The organism is Nonomuraea angiospora, from assembly GCF_014873145.1.
In the GTDB taxonomy this organism is placed as follows: Bacteria; Actinomycetota; Actinomycetes; order Streptosporangiales; family Streptosporangiaceae; genus Nonomuraea; species Nonomuraea angiospora.
In genome coordinates this window covers 10,008,996-10,030,953 of sequence record NZ_JADBEK010000001.1, presented here as the reverse complement: position 1 = coordinate 10,030,953, position 21,958 = coordinate 10,008,996, and the positions used below count along the sequence as shown (strand labels likewise).

The 21,958-nt window shown below is 71.2% G+C and carries 18 protein-coding genes; 10 read left to right on the top strand and 8 right to left on the bottom strand.

Translation table 11 applies throughout. The annotated features are described in order from the left end of the window. Window positions 1-9: 9 nt before the first annotated feature. Complete coding sequence (locus tag H4W80_RS46285) at window positions 10-831, bottom strand: TIGR03619 family F420-dependent LLM class oxidoreductase (RefSeq protein WP_192790863.1); 822 nt, start codon at window positions 829-831, stop codon at window positions 10-12. An 89-nt stretch (window positions 832-920) separates the two neighbouring features. Between H4W80_RS46285 and H4W80_RS46280 the strand changes: the two genes are divergently transcribed. From H4W80_RS46280 to H4W80_RS46265, 4 genes are read left to right on the top strand one after another with little or no spacing between them, the layout of a single operon-like run. Then, entirely contained in the window at window positions 921-2,168 is a 1,248-nt protein-coding gene (locus H4W80_RS46280; protein WP_192790862.1) for an LLM class flavin-dependent oxidoreductase, read from the top strand. After that, entirely contained in the window at window positions 2,165-3,034 is an 870-nt protein-coding gene (locus tag H4W80_RS46275; protein ID WP_192790861.1) for a TIGR03619 family F420-dependent LLM class oxidoreductase, read from the top strand. The genes H4W80_RS46280 and H4W80_RS46275 overlap by 4 nt, the downstream gene beginning before the upstream one ends. A 51-nt stretch (window positions 3,035-3,085) precedes the next feature. Further along, entirely contained in the window at window positions 3,086-3,916 is an 831-nt protein-coding gene (locus H4W80_RS46270) for a HipA family kinase (protein WP_465263720.1), read from the top strand. Continuing rightward, window positions 3,913-4,290: a DUF3037 domain-containing protein gene (locus H4W80_RS46265; protein WP_318787370.1), complete on the top strand. Its 378-nt coding sequence runs from the start codon at window positions 3,913-3,915 to the stop codon at window positions 4,288-4,290. Before H4W80_RS46270 ends, H4W80_RS46265 begins: the two co-directional genes overlap by 4 nt. On the opposite strand, the gene H4W80_RS46260 is transcribed toward H4W80_RS46265, so the two are convergent. Together H4W80_RS46260 and H4W80_RS46255 are read right to left on the bottom strand one after the other, a co-directional pair. Continuing rightward, on the bottom strand, window positions 4,291-5,133 hold the full coding sequence (locus tag H4W80_RS46260; RefSeq protein ID WP_192794128.1) for a GNAT family N-acetyltransferase: 843 nt from the start codon (window positions 5,131-5,133) through the stop codon (window positions 4,291-4,293). A gap of 77 nt (window positions 5,134-5,210) precedes the next feature. Continuing rightward, window positions 5,211-6,617, bottom strand: coding sequence for an alpha/beta hydrolase (locus H4W80_RS46255; protein WP_318787369.1), 1,407 nt, complete (start codon window positions 6,615-6,617; stop codon window positions 5,211-5,213). Between the two features lie 344 nt (window positions 6,618-6,961). Here H4W80_RS46255 and H4W80_RS46250 point away from each other — a divergent pair, with 344 nt between their 5' ends. Continuing rightward, on the top strand, window positions 6,962-9,766 hold the full coding sequence (locus H4W80_RS46250) for an NACHT domain-containing protein (RefSeq protein ID WP_192790858.1): 2,805 nt from the start codon (window positions 6,962-6,964) through the stop codon (window positions 9,764-9,766). Window positions 9,767-9,784: 18 nt separating this feature from the next. Here the strand turns inward: H4W80_RS46250 and H4W80_RS46245 are convergent, their stop codons facing one another. Then, the gene (locus H4W80_RS46245; RefSeq protein WP_225964031.1) at window positions 9,785-10,936 is read right to left on the bottom strand and encodes a trypsin-like serine peptidase; all 1,152 of its coding nucleotides are present in this window, start codon (window positions 10,934-10,936) and stop codon (window positions 9,785-9,787) included. 55 nt (window positions 10,937-10,991) lie between these two features. Beyond that, complete coding sequence (locus H4W80_RS46240; protein ID WP_192790857.1) at window positions 10,992-11,993, bottom strand: trypsin-like serine peptidase; 1,002 nt, start codon at window positions 11,991-11,993, stop codon at window positions 10,992-10,994. 198 nt (window positions 11,994-12,191) lie between these two features. Here H4W80_RS46240 and dxr point away from each other — a divergent pair, with 198 nt between their 5' ends. Continuing rightward, the gene (gene dxr, locus H4W80_RS46235; protein WP_318787368.1) at window positions 12,192-13,370 is read left to right on the top strand and encodes a 1-deoxy-D-xylulose-5-phosphate reductoisomerase; all 1,179 of its coding nucleotides are present in this window, start codon (window positions 12,192-12,194) and stop codon (window positions 13,368-13,370) included. Window positions 13,371-13,409: 39 nt separating this feature from the next. Further along, a complete protein-coding gene (gene ispG / locus H4W80_RS46230) occupies window positions 13,410-14,573 on the top strand; it encodes a flavodoxin-dependent (E)-4-hydroxy-3-methylbut-2-enyl-diphosphate synthase (protein ID WP_192790855.1) in 1,164 nt (387 codons plus the stop codon). A 254-nt stretch (window positions 14,574-14,827) separates the two neighbouring features. Here ispG and H4W80_RS46225 read toward each other — a convergent pair whose 3' ends face one another. Next, entirely contained in the window at window positions 14,828-16,255 is a 1,428-nt protein-coding gene (locus tag H4W80_RS46225; protein ID WP_192790854.1) for an aldehyde dehydrogenase family protein, read from the bottom strand. Between the two features lie 295 nt (window positions 16,256-16,550). Here H4W80_RS46225 and H4W80_RS46220 point away from each other — a divergent pair, with 295 nt between their 5' ends. Further along, complete coding sequence (locus H4W80_RS46220; RefSeq protein ID WP_192790853.1) at window positions 16,551-17,177, top strand: TetR/AcrR family transcriptional regulator; 627 nt, start codon at window positions 16,551-16,553, stop codon at window positions 17,175-17,177. A 4-nt stretch (window positions 17,178-17,181) separates the two neighbouring features. On the opposite strand, the gene H4W80_RS46215 is transcribed toward H4W80_RS46220, so the two are convergent. Next, window positions 17,182-18,792, bottom strand: a complete 1,611-nt coding sequence (locus H4W80_RS46215; protein WP_378525745.1) for a PucR family transcriptional regulator — start codon at window positions 18,790-18,792, stop codon at window positions 17,182-17,184. 125 nt (window positions 18,793-18,917) lie between these two features. Here H4W80_RS46215 and gabT point away from each other — a divergent pair, with 125 nt between their 5' ends. Next, window positions 18,918-20,246, top strand: coding sequence for a 4-aminobutyrate--2-oxoglutarate transaminase (gabT, locus tag H4W80_RS46210; RefSeq protein ID WP_192790851.1), 1,329 nt, complete (start codon window positions 18,918-18,920; stop codon window positions 20,244-20,246). A 209-nt stretch (window positions 20,247-20,455) separates the two neighbouring features. Next, entirely contained in the window at window positions 20,456-20,656 is a 201-nt protein-coding gene (locus H4W80_RS46205; protein ID WP_192790850.1) for a hypothetical protein, read from the top strand. Window positions 20,657-20,780: 124 nt separating this feature from the next. On the opposite strand, the gene H4W80_RS46200 is transcribed toward H4W80_RS46205, so the two are convergent. After that, a complete protein-coding gene (locus H4W80_RS46200; RefSeq protein WP_192790849.1) occupies window positions 20,781-21,890 on the bottom strand; it encodes an extracellular solute-binding protein in 1,110 nt (369 codons plus the stop codon). Between the last annotated feature and the right edge of the window lie 68 nt (window positions 21,891-21,958).

Genomic DNA, 21,958 nt, shown 5'->3' with positions numbered 1-21,958 from the left:
ATCTCCTGATTATGCCGGGCAATCGATCAGTCGCGCATAATCATCGAGGATCGGCAGCACCGTATCCGCGGGCGCGCTGGGCAGGCTGGCCACCGTCTCCTCGACGCCGAGCCCGGCGTAGTAGTCGAGCTTCTCCCGCGTCGGCAGCGTCCCGAACGGCATCACCTTGGCCATCGGCCGCCCGGCCTTCTCGCACGCCTCGCGGAGCATCGGCAGCGCCGCCCTGATCCCCTTGCCGCCGATCGGCATCCAGCCCTCGGCGTACTCGGCGACGTGGGCGAACAGTTTCGGCCCCGCCGCGCCGCCCACGTACACCGGCGGGTCCTGGACCGGCTTGGGCCAGGACCAGGACGGCTCGAACCCGTCGAACGAGGCCACCTCGTCCCGCCACAGCGACCGCATGGCGAGCAGGTTCCGCCTGGCCACCTCGCGGCGGCGCGCGTACGGGACGCCGTGGTTCTCGATCTCCTCGACGTTCCAGCCGAAGCCGACCCCGACCACGACGCGTCCCCCCGAGAGGTGGTCGAGCGTGGCGATGGCCTTGGCGGTCACGATGGGGTCGCGCTGGGCGGCGAGCAGGATGCCGGTGCCGACGCGCAGCCGGCGCGTCGCGGCGGCGGCGAAGGACAGGGCGACGAGCGGGTCGAGCGTGCGCTTGTACTCCTCGGGCAGCACGTCCTGCCCCGCCGCGGGAGGGGTGCGGCGCGAGACCGGGATGTGGGTGTGCTCGGGCACGTAGAGGGAGGCGAAGCCGCGCTCCTCCGCGGCTCTGGCGAGGTCCTGGACCGGCATGGCCAGATCCGTGGTGAACATCGTGACCCCGAGTCTCATTGGCACCTCCTCCTCGTGAACCAAGCGATTGCTCGGTTAAGATTTCCAGAGTACCTTGCAGAAGACCATCCCGCGGAAAGAGGTCCCCGGTGAAGTTTTCTATCTTCCTGAATCCGCAGATTCCCGGCTCCGGGTACGCGGCCGAGGAGAACGCCAAGGCCAAACGCCCGATCGGGCGCGACACGGAGTCGTACCAGAAGCTGCTGCACGAGGTGCGGGAGATAGCCGTGCACGCCGACCAACTCGGGTTCGACGCGCTCATGATGACCGAGCACCACTTCCACTCGGAGGGCATGGAGTTCTCGGTCAACCCGCTGATGGTCCTCACCGACCTCGCCGCCAGGACCGAGCGGATCCTGCTCGCGCCGCTCGGCCTGGTGCTGCCCGCCTGGGACCCGATCAGGGCCGCCGAGGACGTGGCGCTGCTCGACCAGTTCTGCAAGGGACGCCTGCGGCTGGGCGTGGCGCGCGGCTACCAGAACCGGTGGATGAACGTGCTGGGCCAGCGCTGGCACGCCGCCGCGGCGCGCTCCGACGGGTCGGCCTCCGACACGCGGAACTTCGACGTCTTCGGCGAGGTGCTGAAGATCATGAAGATGGCGTGGACGCAGGAGACGCTGCGCTACAAGTCGGACGTGCTGGACTACCAGGTGCCGTACCCGTTCGAGGGCATCGAGGGATGGCCCGCGCTGGAGTGGACCCAGACGTTCGGCGCGCCGGGCGAGATCTCGGAGGACGGCAAGGTGCAGGCCGTCTCCGTCTGCCCCAGGCCGTACCAGAACCCCCACCCCGAGCTGTGGCAGCCGTTCACGATCTCGGACCGGTCGGTCATCAGGGCCGCCCAGGAGGACATCCTGCCGTGGATGTTCACCCCCAACCCCGACGACCACGCCGCCAAGGCCAAGCTCTACCAGGAGGAGTCGGCCAAGCAGGGCCGCCACTACAAGCTGGGCGAGCACACCGGCATCCTCAAGATCGTCGGCATCGCCGACACCACCGAGGAGGCCATCAACACCTTCGGCCGCAGCATCCCCAAGGACTTCGCCGCCTTCTTCGGCCCGTTCGGCTACCTGGAGGTGCTGCGCAAGAAGGAGGACGAGAAGCACAAGCCCATCTCCCCCGAGAAGGGCGACGCCAAGCGGATGAACGACGTGGAGATGGCGCTGTTCGGCACGCCGGACGACGTCAAGCGCGGGATCCAGCGGATGCTCGACCGCATGCCCGACCTGGAGTGGTTCGGGCTCTACATGCAGGGCCAGCAGGGCGTGCTGCCGCTGGACACCGTCAAGCGCAACCTGGAGCTGTTCGCCACCAAGGTCATCCCGGAGTTCCAATGAAATTCTGGCTGGGGGCCTCTTTCGTCGACACCGACCAGTTCCTGGAGCTGGCGCGGGCGGCCGAGCGGTGCGGGTTCGACACGCTCACGCTGTCGGACCATCTGTTCTACGCCGACTTCGCCTCGCCGTACCCGTACTCGCGCTCCGGCCGGCCGCGCTGGGACGCGCGTACGCACTGGCCGGACGTGTGGGTGACGATCGGCGCCATGGCGGCGGTGACCACGACCCTGCGCTTCTCCCCGAACGTCTACATCGCGCCCGCCCGCGACCTGTTCACCGTGGCCAAGCAGGTGTCCACGGCGGCGGTGCTGTCGAACGACCGGGTGACGTTCGGGGTCGGGGTGGGCTGGTGCAAGGAGGAGTTCGTCGGCACCGGGCAGGACTTCCACACGCGGGGACGGCGGCTGGACGCGATGCTCCCGACGCTGCGCTCGCTCTGGGCCGGCGAGAGCGTCGCCCTGGACGGCCTGCCCGAGCTGTCGATCTCGCCCACCCCCGAGCGGCCGATCCCCGTCTACGTGGGCGGCGACAGCGACGCCGCCCTGCGCCGGGCCGCCCGGCTCGGTGACGGCTGGATCGGGAACCGGATCTACACGGAGGAGCAGTTCGACGTGGTGCTGGCCACGCTCCGCGGCCACCTCGGCGAGAGCGGCCGGAGCGAGCCCCTCGACATCATCGCGCCGCTCGCGGTGATGCCGGACGCCGACACCTACCGCCGCTTCGCCGCCAAGGGCGTCACCGGCACCATGGCGGCGCCGTGGTGGCTGGCCACCCCCGAGGAGAAGGCCAGGTACGGCGAGGGGACGCTGGACCTCAAGATCGCCACCATGGAGCGCTTCGCCGAGGAGGTCATCGCCAAGCTCTGAGGTCACCCGCCGGACCCGCCGGGCGCCGTCCCGGGACGGAGAGGGGCCGGGATGGGCGGTAGCCTTCGTCCTGTGCTGGAAAGGATCACAGCCACCCGTTACGTGACCCCGCTTCGAGAGGGCGGCTCCCTGCCCGGCGTCGTCGAGGCCGACGACCTGGGCACGTACGTGGTGAAGTTTCGCGAGGCGGGCCAGGGCCGGCGGGTGCTCGTCGCCGAGATCGTCGCGGCCGAGCTGGGCCGCAGGCTGGGGCTCAGGGTCCCCGATCTCAAGCTCATCGACCTCGACCCGCAGATCGGCATCCGGGAGCCGGACGAAGAGGTGCAGGACCTGCTCAAGGCCAGCGTCGGCCTCAACCTGGCGGTCGACTTCCTGCCGGGCGCGCTGGGGTTCGAGCCGCTGGCCTGGGCGGCGGACCCGGTGTTCGCGGCCAGGGTGGTGTGGTTCGACGGCCTCATCCACAACATCGACCGCAGCTGGCGCAACCCCAACCTGCTGGTCTGGCACCGCGAGACCTGGCTGATCGACCACGGCGCTGCGCTCTGGTTCCACCACAACTGGCGCACGGCCGACCCCCAGCGGAGGTTCGACGCGGGCGACCACGTGCTCGCGCCGTTCGCCGGTGACGTCGAGGCCGCGGGCGACCACCTGGCCGCGCGGATCACGCGGGAGCTGCTGGAGAGCGTGACCGCGATGGTGCCCGACGAGTGGCTGGACGGCGAGCCGGGGTTCGACGGGCCGGAGGCGGTGCGCGCGGCGTACGTCGATCATCTGATGGAGCGGGCGCACGGGCCGCGCGAGTGGCTCGTGCGCGGCGAGGTGAACGTGCCGCGCGGCGGCCCGGGGTCAGTGGGCAAGTTCTGGCGGGGAGGCGGCCGGTGACCAGGGACGTCTACGAGTATGCGGTGATCCGCGTGGTGCCCAAGGTGGAGCGCGGCGAGCTGATCAACGCGGGCGTGCTCCTCTACTGCCAGCCGCGCGGCTACCTGTGCGCGCGGGTCGAGCTCGACGCCGCCCGGCTGCGCGCCCTCGACCCGAACGCCGACCTCGACGGGGTCCGCCGTGCGCTCAGCGCGTACGAGCTGGCCTGCGGCGAGCGGCCGGGACCGCTGGCCGAGGAGTCGCTCGGCGGCAGGTTCCGCTGGCTGACCGCGCCGCGCAGCACGATCGTCCAGGCCGGGCCCGTGCACGCGGGCCTCACCGCCGACCCCGAAACCGAGCTGGCCAGGCTGTTCGACAAACTCGTCCGGGTCTGATCAGAAGAGGACGGACATGAAGGTGTCGACCTCCTGGAAACCCACCTTGCGGTAGACGGCCCTGGCCGAGAGGTTGAAGTCGTTCACGTAGAGCGTGACCACGGGGGCGAACAGGCTCCTCGCGGCCTCCACGACGGCGGCCATGCCGGCCACGGCATGGCCCTTCCCCCGCAGCTCGGGGGCGACCCAGACGCCCTGGATCTGGCAGGCCTGCGGCGTGACGGCCCCGACCTCCGCCTTGAACACCACCCGGCCGTCGTCGATGCGCGCGTAGGAGCGGCCGATCCTGATCAGCTCGGCGACCCTGGTCCGGTAGAGCGCGCCGCCGTCGCCGAGGTTGGGCGAGACGCCGACCTCCTCGGTGAACATGGCCACGCAGGCGGGCAGCAGGATGTCGAACTCCTCCGGCCGCACCCGGCGTACCAGCGGATCGGCGGGCACCGGCGGCCTGCGCGAGGTGGCCATGACCGGCTGAGCCCAGCGGATGGCGCGCGCCCGGCCCCAGTGCGGCTCGAGCCGCTCCCACAGGAGCGAGACGGCGTCGACCGGGCCCACGATGGAGGAGCAGCGGCGCCCCTGCTTGCGGGCACGGTCGGCGAAGGCGTGCACGGCCTCGGGGCCGGCGTTGACGGGCACCATGTTGGCCCCGGCATAACAGAGTGACACAAGGCCGCCTCGCGCGCCGAACCCCCACATCTGCCCACCAAGCCTCGCCGGATTGAGTCCGACGGCCCGCACTCTGGAGGAGACGAAGACGTTCGCGACCGGGTCGGTGTCCAGCAGGGCTAGGACCTCGTCCCGGTCGCTGTCGTCGAGCACGCGCGACGCCGATGTACGCAGCATCACAAAGGTCACACTACGCGAAGGGGCACCGATTGGCTCAGTGGGTGACGGCCACGGTAATCCTTTCTTGACGTCAGTCAGAGCCCAAGGGTGCCGAGGATCCCGAGCAGCCCGTCCGGCGGGCTCACGGTGTCCGCCGTCATGTGGGTCGACGGGCGCGGCTCGGGCTGCGCGGCGCACTCCACGTCCCGCGGCGGCACCGCGCCGTTCCGCAGGTACGCCGCCAGCTGCTCGTCCACGCACTCGTTGCCCGTCAGCGACACGCCGTGGTTGCCGCCGCCGTCGATCACCATGCCCGTGCGGACGAAGTGCCTGCGCATCTCCAGGGCGCCCTTGAACGGCGTCGCGGCGTCGTCACGGGACTGGATGAGGAGCACCGGCGGCAGGTTCGCCGAGCCCTGCACCTTGACCGGCGTCCCGCCCCGCACCGGCCAGAAGGCGCACGGCGCGTTGAACCAGGCGTTCGGCCAGGTCAGGAACGGCGCCCGGCGGTGCAGCCGGGTCATGTCGTCGCGCCACTTCTCCCACTTGCGCGGCCACTTGGCGTCCGCGCACTGGACGCCCAGGTAGGAGGCGTAGCCGTTCTCGTCCGCCTTGTCGTCCTCGCCGTGCTTCTTGTAGATGTCCACCATGCCCTTCACGTCGCCCTGCCGCACGTACGCCGACCAGGCCGCGGCGAACGCGGGCCAGACCCGGTCGCTGTACCCGGCGACCGTGAAGGTGTCGTCCAGCTCGCTCGGCCCCACGATGCCGCCGGCCGGGCGGGCCCGCAGCCGGTCGCGCATCGCGTAGTAGGCGAACGACGTCTGCTTGAGCGAGGTGCCCAGCCGGTAGACGTCGTTGTGCTTGGCCGTCCACGCCAGGAACTGCCGGTGGCGGTGCTCGAAGGCGCCGTCCTGCCGGAGGTTGGCCTCGTACCAGACGCTCGTGGGGTCGACCGTGCTGTCCATGACCAGCCGCCTGACCCTGGCCGGGAACAGCGTGGCGTAGACGGCGCCGAGGTAGGTGCCGTACGAGTAGCCGAGGTAGCTGATCTTCTGCTCGCCGAGCGCGGCGCGGATCGAGTCCATGTCCCTGGCGGAGTTCTCGGTGGTGAGGTGCGGCAGCAGCCACGACCAGCGCGCGCCGCACCGGTCCGCGAACTCGTGCGCCCTGTCGATCAGCTCCCGCTCCTCGGCCGGCCCCTTCGGCACCGCGTCCGGCCTCGGGGCCTTGAAGAACACCTGCGGATCCACGCAGTGCAGCGTCGGCTCGCTGCCCCCGACGCCGCGCGGATCGAACCCGACGATGTCGTAGCGCTCGCTCACGTCCGACGGCAGGGACGAGGCCACGTACTCGGCCAGACTCCGCCCCGGCGCCCCCGGCCCGCCCGGGTTGACCAGGAGCGCGCCCAGGTAGCCGGCGCTCCTGGAGACCCTGGCCCGGACGCGGTTGACGGCCAGCTCGATCGTCTGGCCCCACGGCTCCCGGTAGTCGAGCGGCACGCGGAGCGTGCCGCACTCCAGGTTGGCCGGCGCCGGCCTTCCGCTACTCCCTATCGGACACGGTCCCCAGGCGATGGCCGCCGGCGCCTGTCTCGCACCGGCGGCCACCGCCGTCCCATCCCCGCTGGCTATCCCTCCGACGAGCACCGCGACACCGGCGACAGCCCCAACGACCCGCTTCACCCGGCCCCCTCCCTGTTCATAGGCCCTGCGATGCTCCCGTGAGCGACCGGCTGATCACGTTGGGTATGGGGAAAAGCTTGCCAACTTGTAATCGCGCGATTGCATGAAGTAACCGCGGCATATCGGGGCGCGCTCGCCCGGCGACGGCCTACCATCCCGGCATGGCGAGGGGTTATCGGTACGTCGACGCGGTCCGGCTCCTGGGCGGGCAGGACCCTGCGGTCATGGCCCTGGACACCCTGCTGGGGCTCGGCACCCTCGGGGTCTGGGACCTGATCGAGGCCAAGAACGAGCTCATCAAGGTCGGGAACGACCTGCTGGGGCGGTGGCGGGACTGGCGCTCCGACCAGGTGTGGCGCAGCCGTACAGAGAGGCTGGAGGCCGCGCACGCGATCCTCGTCGTCACCGCCTACCTGGAGACGCTCGACGCGATGGAGCTGCCCCTCGATCTGGGCAGGCTGCGCTTCAGCAGGGAGGAGCAGCGAGCGGTCTTCGCCATCCGGGAGATCCCGTGCCCGGCCCCGCACCGGCCCTTCGAGCAGAACGTGGAGGAGATCGCGGCCACGTACCGGACGTTCAACTCCGGCATGGAGGGCTTCCTGGACGGGCTCGGCGTCCGGGAGCGGCTCGAGGAGTACGAGTGGGAGCAGGTGGCCGCGGCGTTCAAGCACAACACGCTGGCCGGCCTCGCCGTCCGCCGGTACACCGACCGGTACCGGCGCCTCGCCACGGACGTGCCGGAGTTCGCCTTCTGGACCGGCCAGATCGAGCACCAGGCGACGCGGGCCGGGCTCGCCGAGCTACGGCGGCTGCTCGCCATGGTCGCCTCGGGCGCCACCCTGCCCGAGCGGCTGGAGACCGTCGCCCGGCTGCACAGGGTGGCGCTGACCCGGCCGGTCGCGAAAACGGGGGACGTGCCGGAGGGCATGGAGCTGCCCACGCTCGACCAGGTCTACCAGACCCCTCGTTACCGGGTCACGGAGATCGGCGGCCAGGCCGATCCGAGCGCGGAGTCATGGTGGGCGGGCATGAGGGTCAGGGAGGATTTCGCGGGATTCCTGGCCGGGTTCCTGACGAGCACCGGCGCCACCGAACGGCCGCTGGTCGTGCTCGGCCAGCCCGGCGCGGGCAAGTCCGTGCTCACCGAGGTGCTGGCCGCCCGGCTCTCCGAAGAGTCCTTCCTGCCGGTCAGGGTGCCGCTGCGCGAGGTCTCGGCGGGAGCCGACATCCAGCAGCAGATCGAGCAGGCCGTCTACCGGCTCAGCGGCGAGCGGCTGCAGTGGCCCGACCTGGCCAGGACCGCCGGCGGGGTGCTGCCGGTCGTGTTCCTCGACGGGTTCGACGAGCTGTTGCAGGCCACCGGGGTGCGCCAGACGGACTACCTGGAGAGGGTGGCCCGGTTCCAGCAGCGCGAGTCGGACGCGGGGCGCGCCGTGGCCGTGATCGTCACCTCCCGTACGGCCGTCGCCAACCGGGCCGACTTCCCGCCCGGAACCTTCGTGGCCAAGCTCGAGCCGTTCGACGAGGGTCAGATCGCGCACTGGCTGGAGGTCTGGAACCGCGCCAACGCCGGATATTTCGAGCGGCACGGGCTGCGCCCGCTCACCCAGGACGTGGTGCGCCGCCAGGCGGCCCTCGCCGAGCAGCCGCTCCTGCTGCTGATGCTCGCGCTCTACGACGCCGACGGCAACGCGCTGCACTCGGCCGCCGAGCTGGGCGAGGCCGAGCTGTACGAGCGGCTGATGCGCAGGTTCGTCGAGCGCGAGCTGGAGAAGGCCCATCCGCGGGCCGAGGTGGGCGGGCTGGTGGAGCGGGAGCTGGTGCAGCTCGCGTGCGTGGCGTTCTCGATGTTCAACCGCGGCCGCCAATGGGCGACCAGCGCCGAGTTCGACCGCGACCTGAAAGCGCTCAAGCTGGACCGGCCCGAGGCGGGCGCGGGTTTCGCCGCCCCGCTCAGCTCGGGCGATCTGGCGCCCGGCAAGTTCTTCTTCGTCTACGAGGCCCGGGCCACCCGCGACGACGAGGTGCTGCAGACCTACGAGTTCCTGCACGCGACTTTCGGCGAGTTCCTCATCGCCCGGTTCGTGGCCTCTCTCCTGAACGAGCTCCTCGCCCAGGAGGCCTACTCGGTGCTGCGCGAGGTCGACGACGGGCTGCTGCGGACGCTGCTGTCCTGGGCGACGCTGTCCACCCGCGCCCCCGTCCTGTCGTTCCTGAAGGAGCTCGCCAGGCCGGAGTGGCAGCCGCTGGTCATCCGGCTGTTCCGGCGGCTGGACACCCGGGACGAGCCGCCGTACGCGTATCGGCCGTGGATCGCCGGGCCGCACCGGCGCCACGCCTACTACACGGCGAACCTGACGCTGCTCGCGCTGGTGCGGGACGAAGATCTGCGGGTGAGCGAGTTGATGCCGGGTCACGAGGCGCCGGTCCGGGAGTGGCGCGGATTCGCGCTGCTGTGGCGGTCACAGTGCGCGCCCGAGGAGTGGACCGGCCTGCTCGACACGATCAGCGCGGTGCCGATGGAAGGGGACATGGTCCTGCGCCTGCGCCAAGGCGCCGTCCACCTTCCCCGTGCCCTGGATCTCCGGCTGGACGCCCGCGGCCTGCGGCAGCTCACGGCCGAGGCGTTCTTCTGCTACGACACGGATCAGATCAAGACCCTCATGGCCCTGGCGCCGTTCATCGACGAGGTGGACGAGGATCGGGGGCGGAGCGCTGGAGGGCCGTTGCGTCACCTGCTTCAAGTGCTGAGGCTGCCGCCGGACAACAGCAGGGAGCGGGCCGGGGCCTACGTGCTCGCGATCAGGGAGTGGCATCCCAGCGACCCCAGGCCGCTGCTGAAGGTCCTCCTGGGCGATCTGGTGCTCGCCTCCCTCGACGACCAGGACGCGGTCATGGCCGAGGTGTCCAAGACGTCGAAGAAGGCGAGGGACATCATGCAGCGCCTCACGCGCGCCCTGCGCTGATCGCCGTCGACGGCCGGGCTAGGCGTGTTCGGCCGTGTCGAACAGGGCCTTGGTGGCGTCGCCGAAGTACGGGCCGTACATGGTGCGCTGGTCGTCGCTGTACTTGAAGCTGCTCACCGACGTGATCGTGCCCTTGCCCGTGGCCAGGTCGAACGTGGTCAGCCACGGGCCGCCGCTCGATCCCGCCGTCATCTCGCAGCCCAGCCCCTGGTCGCGGCTCTGCCCGTACGGGTCGGCCCGCAGCCGCCCCGCGCAGTAGACCAGGTGGTGCCCGTCGTACGGCGGGTCGGCCGGGTAGCCGAAACCGAACACCTGACCCCCGCGCGGGGGGTTGAAGGCGATCTCCTGGGTGCCCACCACGTCGGCCACGTGCCTGCCGCCGGACGTGGCCAGCGCGACCATGCCCACGTCGTAGTTGTCGTCGCCGCTACGGGACCAGGGCCCGGCCACGAACATGCGGCGGGCCGCGTACTGCCCGAACCGCTGCGCCCCGCCCATCCCGTACGCCGGGACGAACGTCCAGTTGGCGGCCCACCCGCCCGCGCCGTCCTTGACGCAGTGCCCGGCGGTGACCACGACGTCCCTGTTGGCGCTCCGCACGGTGCTGGCCGAGCAGACGAAGTCCGCCCCGCGCACGGTGAGGAAGACGCGGCCGGTGGTCCTGGCCACGGCGCCGCCGGTGATCCAGCGCGAGCCGGCCGTGTTGGTCTCCGGCCGCCTGGCCGTGGCCCCCTGGTCCCCCTGGTCCCGCCGGGCGGCCGCCGCCTGGTGCCGGGGGGTGCGGCCCCACAGCGAGCCGGCCAGGCCGTCACCCGCCACGCCCGTGGTCGCGCCGCCGCCCCGCGGGGTCAGGCGCCGGCTCGACACGTCAGGAGCGGTGCCCACCTCCGTGCGCCCCGTCAGGCCGCTCAGCACTCCCGCGCCGTCCGTCACGGTGTCCAGCAGGTCGATCGGCAGCGCCTTGGCCATGCGCTCCGGCGTCCAGTAGTCGAGCACGCGCCGCTGGTCGGCGTCGGTGCGGGCGGCCACGTGCTCGACTATCTCGTGACGCATCGCCCTGTGGTCGGGCAGGTCGGCCGGCTGCCGGCCAGGGGCCGCACCGAGGAGGGCGGGCCCGATCAGCCCCGCCAGAAGCGGGGCGGCCGCCAGCAAGGGGGTGCTCAAGGTCATGCCCCCCGAGTCTGCACCACGAGATGTGTTCTTGTGACTACTTTCGGTAAATACCTCAGAGTGCGTTGGTGCTCTGCGCCGCTTGGTAGACGCTCTGCGCCTCGTTCCCGAAATATGGGCCGAACATCCAGTTGGGGGCGAAGTTGTATTTGAAGCTGTTGACCGAATTCTGGGTGCCGAGGCCGGTCGCCTCGTTGAAATTCAGCATCCAGGGGCCGCCGCTCGAACCTCCGGTCATGTTGCAGGTCAGGCCGTGGTCCTCGCTCGCGAGGAAGTCGTCGAAGGTCCGCCCGCTGCAGTGGATGAGCTTCGAGCCGTCGTACGGCGCCGCCGCCGGGTAGCCGAACGCGTACATCTGCTGCCTTCTGCCCTGGTTGAACGCGACGCCCTGGCCGCCCACGGCGTCCACCAGCGTCCTGCCCTCCAGCGGCGCGACGACGGCGGCGGCGACGTCGAAGTTCATGTCCTCGCTCGCGTTCCACTGCTGCGTGGTCAGCAGCTTCGTGGCCGCCCAGGTGCCGAACGGGCGGTTGCCGTTGTTGTAGCCGGGCACGAAGACCCAGTTCGTGTGGAACGTTCCGTTCAGCTTGACGCAGTGGCCGGCGGTCAGGACCACGCTCTTGTTCGCGCTGGTCACCGCCGAGCCCGAGCAGGACGCGTTGCGTCCCTGCGTGGTGAAGAAGACCCGGCCGGTGGTCTTCACGACCGCGCCCGAGCCGGTCCACGGCTCGCCGGACGACCGGGCCGCCTGCGGCTCCGCCGCGGCGCGGGTCGCCCCGGTGGGCGGCGCCGTCCACGGGGTGCCCTCGGCAGGCGCTCCCAGCGCCGCCTGCTCCCCGTTCTTCGGGTCGGGCGCGTCCAGCGGCTGGGCCGCCTCCATCCGCCGCTCGGTCCAGTACGTCAGGACCTGCCGCTGCTCGGAGGCGGTGTCCGCGGCCGCGTGCTGGGTGGGTTTGGGCCGCAGGTGCACGCCGGCCAGCGCCCCACCGGCGGGCAGCAGGACGGCGCCGCCGGTGGTGAGGGTGAGGATGGAAAGCAGAACGACTGCGCGGTGCATTACGTACCTCCCGAAAACCGGACCTGGGGTACGGAAGCTAGCCGCAGCAATATCCGGATTTCTCAAGATTTGCGCATACCGATATAGCCGTATTCCGGCATGAATTCACTGCGTTATCTCATGTCACATAAGTGCCGGGATTTTGGCATGGTCGGTGCCGCGTGCCTGAGCGCGCCCTGCAGCGGGGACAATGGACAGGTGCAACAAGAGACCCTCCGATCCGTCGTGGTGCTCGGCTCCACCGGCTCCGTCGGCACCCAGGCCCTCGATGTCGCCGCCGCCAACCCCGGCGGCTTCAAGGTCGCCGGGCTGGCGGCGGGCGGCGGCCGGGTCGACCTGCTGGCCGAGCAGGCCGCGGCGTTCGGCGTCGAGGTGGTCGCGGTGGCCGACGCGGCGGCCGTGCCCGCGCTGAAGGACGCGCTGTCCGCGCGCGGCGCCAGGCCCACGGTGCTCGGCGGCCCCGAAGGGGTCGCGGAGGTGGCGGCCTGGCAGTGCGACACGGTGCTCAACGGCATCACCGGCGCGCTCGGGCTGACCTCCACGCTGGTCGCGCTCGAGGCGGGCAGGACCCTCGCGCTGGCCAACAAGGAGTCCCTGATCATCGGCGGCCCGCTGGTCAAGCGGCTCGCCAAGCCCGGCCAGATCCTCCCGGTCGACTCCGAGCACTCGGCGGTTCAGCAGTGCCTGTGGGCCTCGGGCCCCGACGGCTACGACCCCGACAGCGTCAAGCAGCTCGTGATCACCGCGAGCGGCGGCCCGTTCCGGGGAATGAAGCGCGAGGAGATGGCCGACGTCACGCCCGAGATGGCGCTGGCCCACCCCACCTGGTCGATGGGCCCGGTCATCACGATCAACTCCGCCACCCTGGTCAACAAGGGGCTGGAGGTCATCGAGGCACACCTGCTGTTCGACCTGGGTTTCGACCGCATTGAGGTCGTGGTCCACCCGCAGTCGATCATCCACTCCATGGTGGAATACGTCGACGGCTCGACGGTGGCCCAGGCCAGCCCGCCCGACATGCGGCTGCCGATCGCGCTCGCGCTCAGCCACCCCCGCCGCATCCCGGGCGCCGCGCGGGCCATCGACTGGACCAGGGCGCACACGTGGACGTTCGAGCCCCTCGACGACGTCGCGTTCCCCTCCGTCGCGCTGGCCAGGCACGTCGGCGGCGAGGGCGGCACCGCGCCCGCCGTCTACAACGCGGCCAACGAGGCGTGCCTCGACGCGTTCATGCGGGGCGAGCTGCCGTTCCTGGCGATCGTCGACACCGTGGCCAAGGTGGTCGAGGAGCACCAGGTCACCCCGGCCGACTCGGTCGAGGAGGTGCTCGCGGCCGACGCCTGGGCCCGGGCCCGTGCGATCGAGCTGTCCCGCTGACTACCTAGACTGGAAACCGTCGTCACAGTAAGGGTTGAAATGTCTTCTGTAGCTCTCGGCATCCCGACGGTCCGTCCCAAGCCGCTGGCCGAACGCCGACACTCTCGCCAGATCATGGTCGGCAGCGTGCCCGTGGGCGGCGACGCACCCGTCTCGGTGCAGTCGATGACGACCACGGTGACCGCCGACGTCAACGCCACGTTGCAGCAGATCGCGGAGCTCACGGCGTCCGGCTGCCAGATCGTGCGGGTGGCCGTGCCGTCCCAGGACGACGCCGACGCGCTGCCGATCATCGCCAAGAAGTCGCAGATCCCGGTCATCGCCGACATCCACTTCCAGCCGAAGTACGTCTTCGCCGCCATCGAGGCGGGCTGCGCGGCGGTGCGGGTCAACCCCGGCAACATCAAGAAGTTCGACGACAAGGTGGGCGAGATCGCCCGGGCGGCGGCCGACCACGGGGTGCCGATCCGCATCGGCGTCAACGCCGGGTCGCTCGACCCGCGCCTGCTGCAGAAATACGGCAAGGCCACGCCCGAGGCCCTGGTGGAGTCGGCGCTGTGGGAGTGCTCGCTGTTCGAGGAGCACGGGTTCCGCGACATCAAGATCTCGGTCAAGCACAACGACCCGGTCGTGATGATCAACGCGTACCGGCTGCTCGCCGCCAAGTGCGACTACCCGCTCCACCTGGGCGTCACCGAGGCCGGCCCCGCCTTCCAGGGCACCGTCAAGTCCGCCGTCGCCTTCGGCGCGCTCCTGGCGGAGGGCATCGGCGACACGATCCGCGTCTCCCTCTCCGCGCCTCCGGTGGAGGAGGTCAAGGTCGGCGCCCAGATCCTGGAGTCGCTCGGGCTGCGCGAGCGCGGCCTGGAGATCGTCTCCTGCCCGTCGTGCGGCCGGGCCCAGGTGGACGTCTACACCCTCGCCGACCAGGTGCAGGCCGGGCTGGAGGGCCTGAAGGTGCCGCTGCGGGTGGCCGTGATGGGCTGCGTGGTCAACGGCCCCGGTGAGGCCCGGGAGGCGGACCTGGGGGTGGCCTCGGGCAACGGCAAGGGGCAGATCTTCGTCAAGGGCGAGGTCATCAAGACGGTGCCGGAGTCGCAGATCGTGGAGACCCTGATCGAGGAGGCGCTCCGGCTGGCCGAGGAGATGGGCGTCGACGTCGACCTCGACGACGACTCCGGCCCCCAGGTCACCGTCAGCTGACCCCGTCGCACCCGGAGAGCCGCCCAACCCCGCGTCCCGAGCACGTGGCCGGCTGAGTCGCGCGTCGGCACCTCAGGGACGCAGAGCTGAGCACCTGTGACCCCGGCCGGCCTCCGCCGTCCCGCTGCGGGCCGCACCGGTGCCGGGGTAGCGTCGCGTGGCGCCCGGCGGCCGGATGCGAGCGTGAGCCCCGCAGGCCCCCGCGTCAGCGGCCGGAGGGTGCGGGGCTCGTAAGTCGGGAAGGGGGCAGGGCGCTAGAGCGTCAGGCCCGTCAGGACCATGACCTTCTCGTACGTGAGGTCCTCCATCGCCGAGTGGAGACCCTCGCGCCCGATCCCCGAGTCCTTCACCCCGCCGTACGGCATCTGGTCGGCCCGGTACGAGGGGACGTCGCCGATGATCACGCCACCCACCTCCAGTTCCCGGTTGGCCCGGAAGGCGGCGTCCAGAGAGCGGGTGAAGACGCCGGCCTGCAGGCCGTACTTCGAGTCGTTGACCATCCCGTAAGCCTCGTCGATCGAGGCGGCGGGCTGGAGGATCATGACGGGGCCGAAGACCTCCTCGCACGCCACCTTGGCGTCGTGCGGGACGTCGGCGAGCACGGTCGGGGCGACCGTGGCGCCCTCGCGGGTGCCGCCGGCCAGGACGCGGGCGCCCGCGGCGACGGCCTCCTTGACCCACTGCTCCACGCGCTCCGCGGCGGCCTCCGAGACCAGGGGGCCCACCTGGGTCTTCTCGTCCGCCGGGTCGCCGGTGACGAGGCCGGAGACGGCCGGGAGGAGGCGCTCGACGAAGGCGTCGTACACGGGCTGCTCGACGATGACCCGCTGCACGGCGATGCAGCTCTGGCCGGCCTGGTAGTTGGAGAAGAGGGCGATGCGCTGCGCCGCCCAGTCGAGGTCGGCGTCGGACAGCACGACGGCGGCGGCGTTGCCGCCCAGTTCGAGGGTCACGTGCTTGCGCGGGACCTGGTCGGCGATGGCGTACCCGACGGGCGCGGAGCCCGTGAACGACACCACGGGGAGACGGGGGTCCTGGACGAGCGCCGAGGCGCGCTCGTTCTCGATCGGCAGCACCGAGAACATCCCCGCGGGCAGGTCCGTCTCCGCCAGGATCTCACCGAGCACGAGCGAGGAGAGGGGCGTGGCGGGGGCGGGCTTGACGATGACGGGGGCGCCGACGGCGATGGCGGGGGCGACCTTGTGGGCGACCAGGTTCAGCGGGAAGTTGAACGGGGTGATCGCCAGGACGGCCCCGTACGGGACGCGCGAGACGTACGCCAGCCGCCCGGCCGCGGCGGGCTCGGTGTCGAGCCGCTGCACGTCGCCGGACCAGCGGCGGGCCTCCTCGGCGGCGAAGCGGAACGTGGCGACGGCGCGGTTGACCTCGCCACGCGCCCAGAAGATCGGCTTGCCGTTCTCGGCCGTGATCAGGTGGGCGATCTCGTCGGCCCGCTCGGCGAGCCGGCGCGACACGTGGGCCAGCGCCTCGGCCCGCACGTGCACGGGCAGCGCGGCGGCCTCCCGGGCCACCGCGTGCGCGGCCGCGATGGCCTCTTCGACCTGGGCATCGGTCGGTACGGAGTACCGCCCGACCTCACGGCCGTCATGGGGGTTGGTCACAGTGAGCTCGGAGTCCCCGGTCGCGGCGCGGCCGGCCAGCCAGAAGGTACGCACGTCCATACCCATGACGTTATGCCAAGCTGGAGATGGGGGATTTACACCATGGTGCACAAGACTCCCACCAGGGCTCACCGTTAAGTACAAGCCCCCTGGTATACCCATGATGTAACAGAAGTAGACCCAATTCGGGATGTTTACCATGCGGAGTGGTTTGAGCGATCTCCGCCATGGCTAAGTCATCGGTGCGGGTCTCCAGCGCGGCGGGCCCCCGATCTGAGAAAGGCGTGGGCCCCGTGACCGAACAGCGTGAGGTCACAAGGACGCATAGCTGCTCCTTGGCTGCAAAGGAGGCCTCATGAGTTCGGCGCCGCTGGGGCTGCAGGGCGCCTACCTGCTGGGTGAGCGCGCCACCCACGACGAGCTCCGCTCCCGCCTCCTCGACGTGGCGGTGAACCTCCTCGAGAGCGACGGGCCCGAAAGCCTGACCATGCGCCGGATCGCGGCCGAGGCGGGATGCACGACGACCGTCATCTACACGATGTTCGGCAACAGGGAGGGGCTGGCGGAGGCGCTGTACCTGGAGGGGTTCGAGCGCTTTCGACGCTTTCTGGAGGCGGTGCCGACGCGGCGCAACCCGTTCGAGCACCTGAGCGCGCTCGGGCCCGCGTACCGCCAGGCGTGCCTGTCGGAGCCCGGCTACTACAGCCTGATGTTCGAGCGGGCGATCCCCGGTTTCGAACCGAGCGAGCGCGCCAGGACCCTGGCCCGCGCCGCCCTGAACATCCTCGACCGGGTGATCGCCGACTGCATCTCCGCCGGCTACCTGGTCCCGACCCAGCCCCGCAAGATCGCGGACGCGCTGTGGTCGGCGGCCCAGGGTGCCATCAGCTTGGAACGCGCCGGTCACCTGCGCGACGGGCGCACCTACGAGGCCGTGACGACGGCGACCATCTGCTGCTACCGGGTGGAGAAGCAGGATTAGCGCCTCATCGGCGGGTGGCTTCGAGCGCGAGCCACAGCTCGGCGCGCACGCCCGGGTCGTCGAGGTCGCGGCCCAGCAGCTCGGTGACGCGTTTCATGCGGTAGCGCAGGGTGTGGCGGTGCACGCCGAGCCGCTGCGCCGCCGCGTCCCAGTGGCCGTTGCTGTCGAGGTACGCGCGTAGCGACTCGACCAGGTCGGCCCGGGACCCGTACGCGGTGAGCGGGGCCAGCAGCGCGGCGGCGAACGCCTGGGCGGCGGCCCGGTCCAGCAGCCCGAGCAGCCCCTGCCCGGCCAGCTCCCCGAACGTCACCACCCGGCCGCGCCCCTTCCCCTGCCCTTGGCCGCTCCCGGGTGCCGCCGCCAGGGCGCGCCTCGCCTGGTCCAGCGCGCCGTTCAGGCCCTCGGGGGCGTAACCGCACGGCAGGCTCACGCCCACCGGCGCGTCCGCCTCCAGCGCCACCTTCTCCGCCACGGTGTCGGGCACGAGGGCGACGGCCAGCGGCCGCTCCCCCGAGGAGGTCCCTGAGGAGGCGAGCAGCGCCGCGAACGCGAGCGGCTCCAGAGCCTCCAGGGCGTCGGCACCCGCCGCCAGCACCGCCAGCGGCTCCTCCGGGAGCCGCCCGCCGAGCGGCCCCAGCACCGCCCCCGCCTGCTCCCGCGCGCCCGACAGCAGCAGCTCCAGCACGGCGGAGCGGGCCCGCCGCGCGGCCTCCCGCTGGGTCCTGCCCTGCTCCAGCGCCAGGGTGAGCAGGGATCCCGCGGCGTTGATCACCGTGTGGGTGACGGGTGAGAAGGGCTGCCCGGCCCCGACGGCGAAGAAGCCGCGCGGCCGCGCGCCGCCGCCCAGCGGCTGCACCACGATGTGCTGCCCCGGCCCCGACAACGCCAGGCTCGCCGGCAGCGCCCCACCGCCGCCACGCACCCCACTGCCACCGTGCTCGCCGCTACGGGCGCCACCGCGCCCGTTGCCGTGACCGACGCCCCCCTCCTCAACAGCGTCCGGCTCCGGACGGCCGGGCTCCAGAAGGCGGGGCTCAGGGAGGCGGGGGGCGGGGCGGAGGCGGGAGAGCTCGGAGACGACGGCGTCCGTGTCGGCCCCGCGCGTGGCGTGGCGCACCTCGCCCGCCTCGTCCAGCAGCGCGGCCCACCCTCCGACCTCCTTGGCGAGCCGGTCGATCACCGCGTGCATGCCCTCCGGCCGCAGCGCAGCCCGCGTCAGGCGGCCCTGGGCGGCGAAGGCGCGGCTGATCTCGTCGTACTGCTCGGCCGCCAGCAGCTCGCTGACCCCCTTGCCGATCTCGATGAACGGGGTCTCCCGCGGCACCTCGAACAGCGGCAGCCCCGCCTCCTCGGCGGCGGTCACCAGGGCGGGGGGCACCTCCTCGTGCGAGACGCCGACCCCGAAGCCCAGCCCGGCGACGCCGCGGGCCACGAGGCGGGCGACATACTGGGACTGGTCGCCTTCCATCCGCATGCCGGTGGTGAGGAGGAGTTCCCCGCCCTCCAGGTACGGCGTCGGGTCCGCGAGCTCGCTGACCGCCACCCAGCGCACCGCGGCGTCCAGCACGCCACGGGCCCCGTGGCCGGGGATTCCGGCCACCGGCCGGAGCCTCATGCGGCGAACGACGGTCCGGAGCGTAGGCGGCATACGAAATTTGTCCATTCCGGCAAAGACGACCCCCTTCAGTGTGACATATCGACGTATCGGCGCAGGTGGGAGCCCGCCGTAGCGTCGAATCCATGAGCATTCCCCAGGAGCGGCGCGTCGTGACCGCGATCCCAGGCCCCAAGTCGCAGGAATTGCTGGCCCGCAAGCAGGCCGCCGTCCCGCCCGGCATCGGCACCACGCTGCCGGTCTTCGTCACCCGCGCCGGCGGCGGCGTGGTGCAGGACGCCGACGGGAACTCGCTGATCGACTTCGGCTCCGGCATCGCCGTGACCAACGTGGGCAACGCCGCGCCCAAGGTCGTCGAACGCGTCCAGAAGCAGGTCGCCGACTTCACCCACACCTGTTTCATGGTGACCCCGTACGAGTCGTACGTCCGGGTGTGCGAGAAGCTCAACGAGCTGACCCCGGGCGAGCACGAGAAGCGCACGTTCCTGGTGAACTCGGGCGCCGAGGCCGTGGAGAACGCGGTCAAGATCGCCAGGCACGCCACCGGCAGGCAGGCCGTCGTCGTGTTCGACCACGGCTACCACGGCCGCACGCTGCTCACGATGACGCTGACGGCCAAGAACATGCCGTACAAGCACGGCTTCGGCCCGTTCGCGCCGGAGGTGTACCGGGTGCCGCTGGCCTACCCGTACCGCTGGCCCTCCGGCCCCGAGAACTGCGCCGAGGAGGCCGCGGCGCAGGCCATCGACATGATCACCAAGCAGATCGGCCCGGGCAACGTGGCCGCCGTGGTGATCGAGCCGATCGCGGGCGAGGGCGGGTTCATCGAGCCGGCCAGGGGCTTCCTGCCGCGCATCGCGGAGTTCTGCAAGGCCAACGGCATCGTGTTCGTGGCCGACGAGGTGCAGACCGGCTTCGCCAGGACGGGCGACCTGTTCGCCTGCGAGGACGAGGGCGTCGTCCCCGACATCATCACCACGGCCAAGGGCATCGCGGGCGGCCTGCCGCTGGCCGCCGTGACCGGGCGCGCGGAGATCATGGACAAGGTCCACGTCGGCGGCCTCGGCGGCACGTACGGCGGCAACCCCCTGGCCTGCGAGGCCGCGCTCGGCGTGCTGGAGACCATCGAGGAGGAGGACCTCGTCGCGAAGGCCCGCCGGATCGGCGAGATCATGCTCCCCCGTCTCAAGGCCCTCCAGGAGCGCGTCAACGTGATCGGCGACGTCCGCGGCCGGGGCGCGATGATCGCGATCGAGCTGGTCGAGCCGGGCACCAAGGAGCCGAACCCCACCGCCGTCCAGGAGGTCGTCAAGCGCTGCCACGCCGAGGGCCTGCTGGTCCTGACCGCGGGCACGTACGGAAACGTCCTGCGCTTCCTGCCCCCGCTCGTCATCCCCGAGCACCTGCTTGAGGAGGGCCTCGGCATCCTGGAGAAGGCGATCGCCGAACTCTAGAACAAACCCCATGAATCGGGCATCCGGCTTGAGGCTGGATGTCCGATTTTGTGGTGTAAGCGGCATCGTTCGGGTAGAGAATTCACCCTGACTTGACGCTCAGCAGGACACTCACGGCCACGGTCAGGGTTATAACGGTTCCGGTATACGGATGGGCGATGACTGCGGGAAGCATGATGAGCTGGAGCCCGACCAGAACGGCGCGGAGTATGTTGACGTTCGACCCTGAAGGCCTGACCTGGGCCCAGCGCGAGGGCGACGCCTGCGTCGTCTGTCACAAGAGATGGCCGCGACCCCGCGTGCGCGTGGGGCGCCTGCCCGACGACTCGGCGGTCCTCGCCTGCGGTGACTGCGCCGAGGCCCTGCTGCCCACGTCCAAGTCGACGGTGGTGGCCTTCCCGTCCCGCTGAGCGGGCACGCTCTGACGAGACGCCCCGGGACGGGGGGGAAGGCCCGGGGCGTCCCTTACGGGCGGCGCCCAGGGGGAACGGGCGCGCCCGCGGCACTGTCATAGGCGGCGATCGCCGGTCTCGCTCACTTGGCGAGCAGCGCTGTCCACCTTTTGCCCCAAGTGGCGTAATCAGTGCATTCCCCGCTATCCGCCCGGCAATCCCCCGGAGGCTGTACGGCGAAGGCGACCCGGTCGAGTTTCTTGCCCCGCCCGTACAGGTCGCACATCGGCTTGGCCCGCCCCTTGCACGCCTTGGCGTTGGCCGGGGCCAGCCCCACCCACGCGGCGGCGTCGCGCTGCGCGTTGGCCGCGGTCACCCAGTTGAGCCACCGGTAGGCGCAGGTGGTGTCGGGGATGCCGGCGCCGAGCATCCAGGAGTCCACCCACCCGGTCGCCTTCGGCGTCTGGAGCGCCTTGACCGGCTTTCCGGCCTTCTGCAGGAGCAGGCGGTAGTACGGGGTGGCCTGGGCGTAGTCGAGCGACCCGGTCGCGAACCCCTGCACCAGGTCGATCGGGCTGCGCCAGTACGTGCGCCCCTTGCTCTGCTCGAGCAGCGCCACCGCGCCGTCGAGCTGGCCCTGGGTCAGCTCGTACGGATCCTTCGCCGAGCCGTCGGCCAGCGCGGCGTCGGCGATCGTCAGCGGGCTGTCCTTGAGCGCCACCCGGTCGGAGGCGAACGCCTGCTTGAGATCGCCCTTGACCTTGGTCGAGTCGTAGATGAACTCGTGATAGCCCCACAGGTAGGGCACCCCGTACACCTTGCCGGACACGGTGGACATGTCGCGGAACCGCTTGTCGATGTCGTCGTAGCCGCTCACCTTGGCCGGGTCGATGGGCTGCGCCTGCTTGGCCTCGATCAGCTTGGCGGCGAGCACGGGCCCGGCGGAGACGATGTCGTAGGACGCGGCCATGTCCTCCATCTCCTTCGCGCTCTGCACGGCGTCGAGCTTGGCGATCCGGCAGCCGGTCTCCTTCTCGAACGTGCCCACCCAGTTGACCTTGGGGCTGGTGCCGCCGTACTCGGCGTAACCGCGGTAGGTGAGGATGCGGAGCGTGCCGTCGCTCTGCGTCGCGCTCGGCGTGGGGGTGGGGCTCGGAGTGCGCGTAGGCGTGGGGGTGGGACGGGCCGCGCCCATGCCGGCGATCAGCGCCGACGCGGCGAGCGCCAGGGCATAACCACGACGACGATTCACGATGTCCCCCCTTGTCCGTGTGCTGGAGCTTACCGGGGAGCGGGGCGGGAGGGACGCACGTCCCGCCC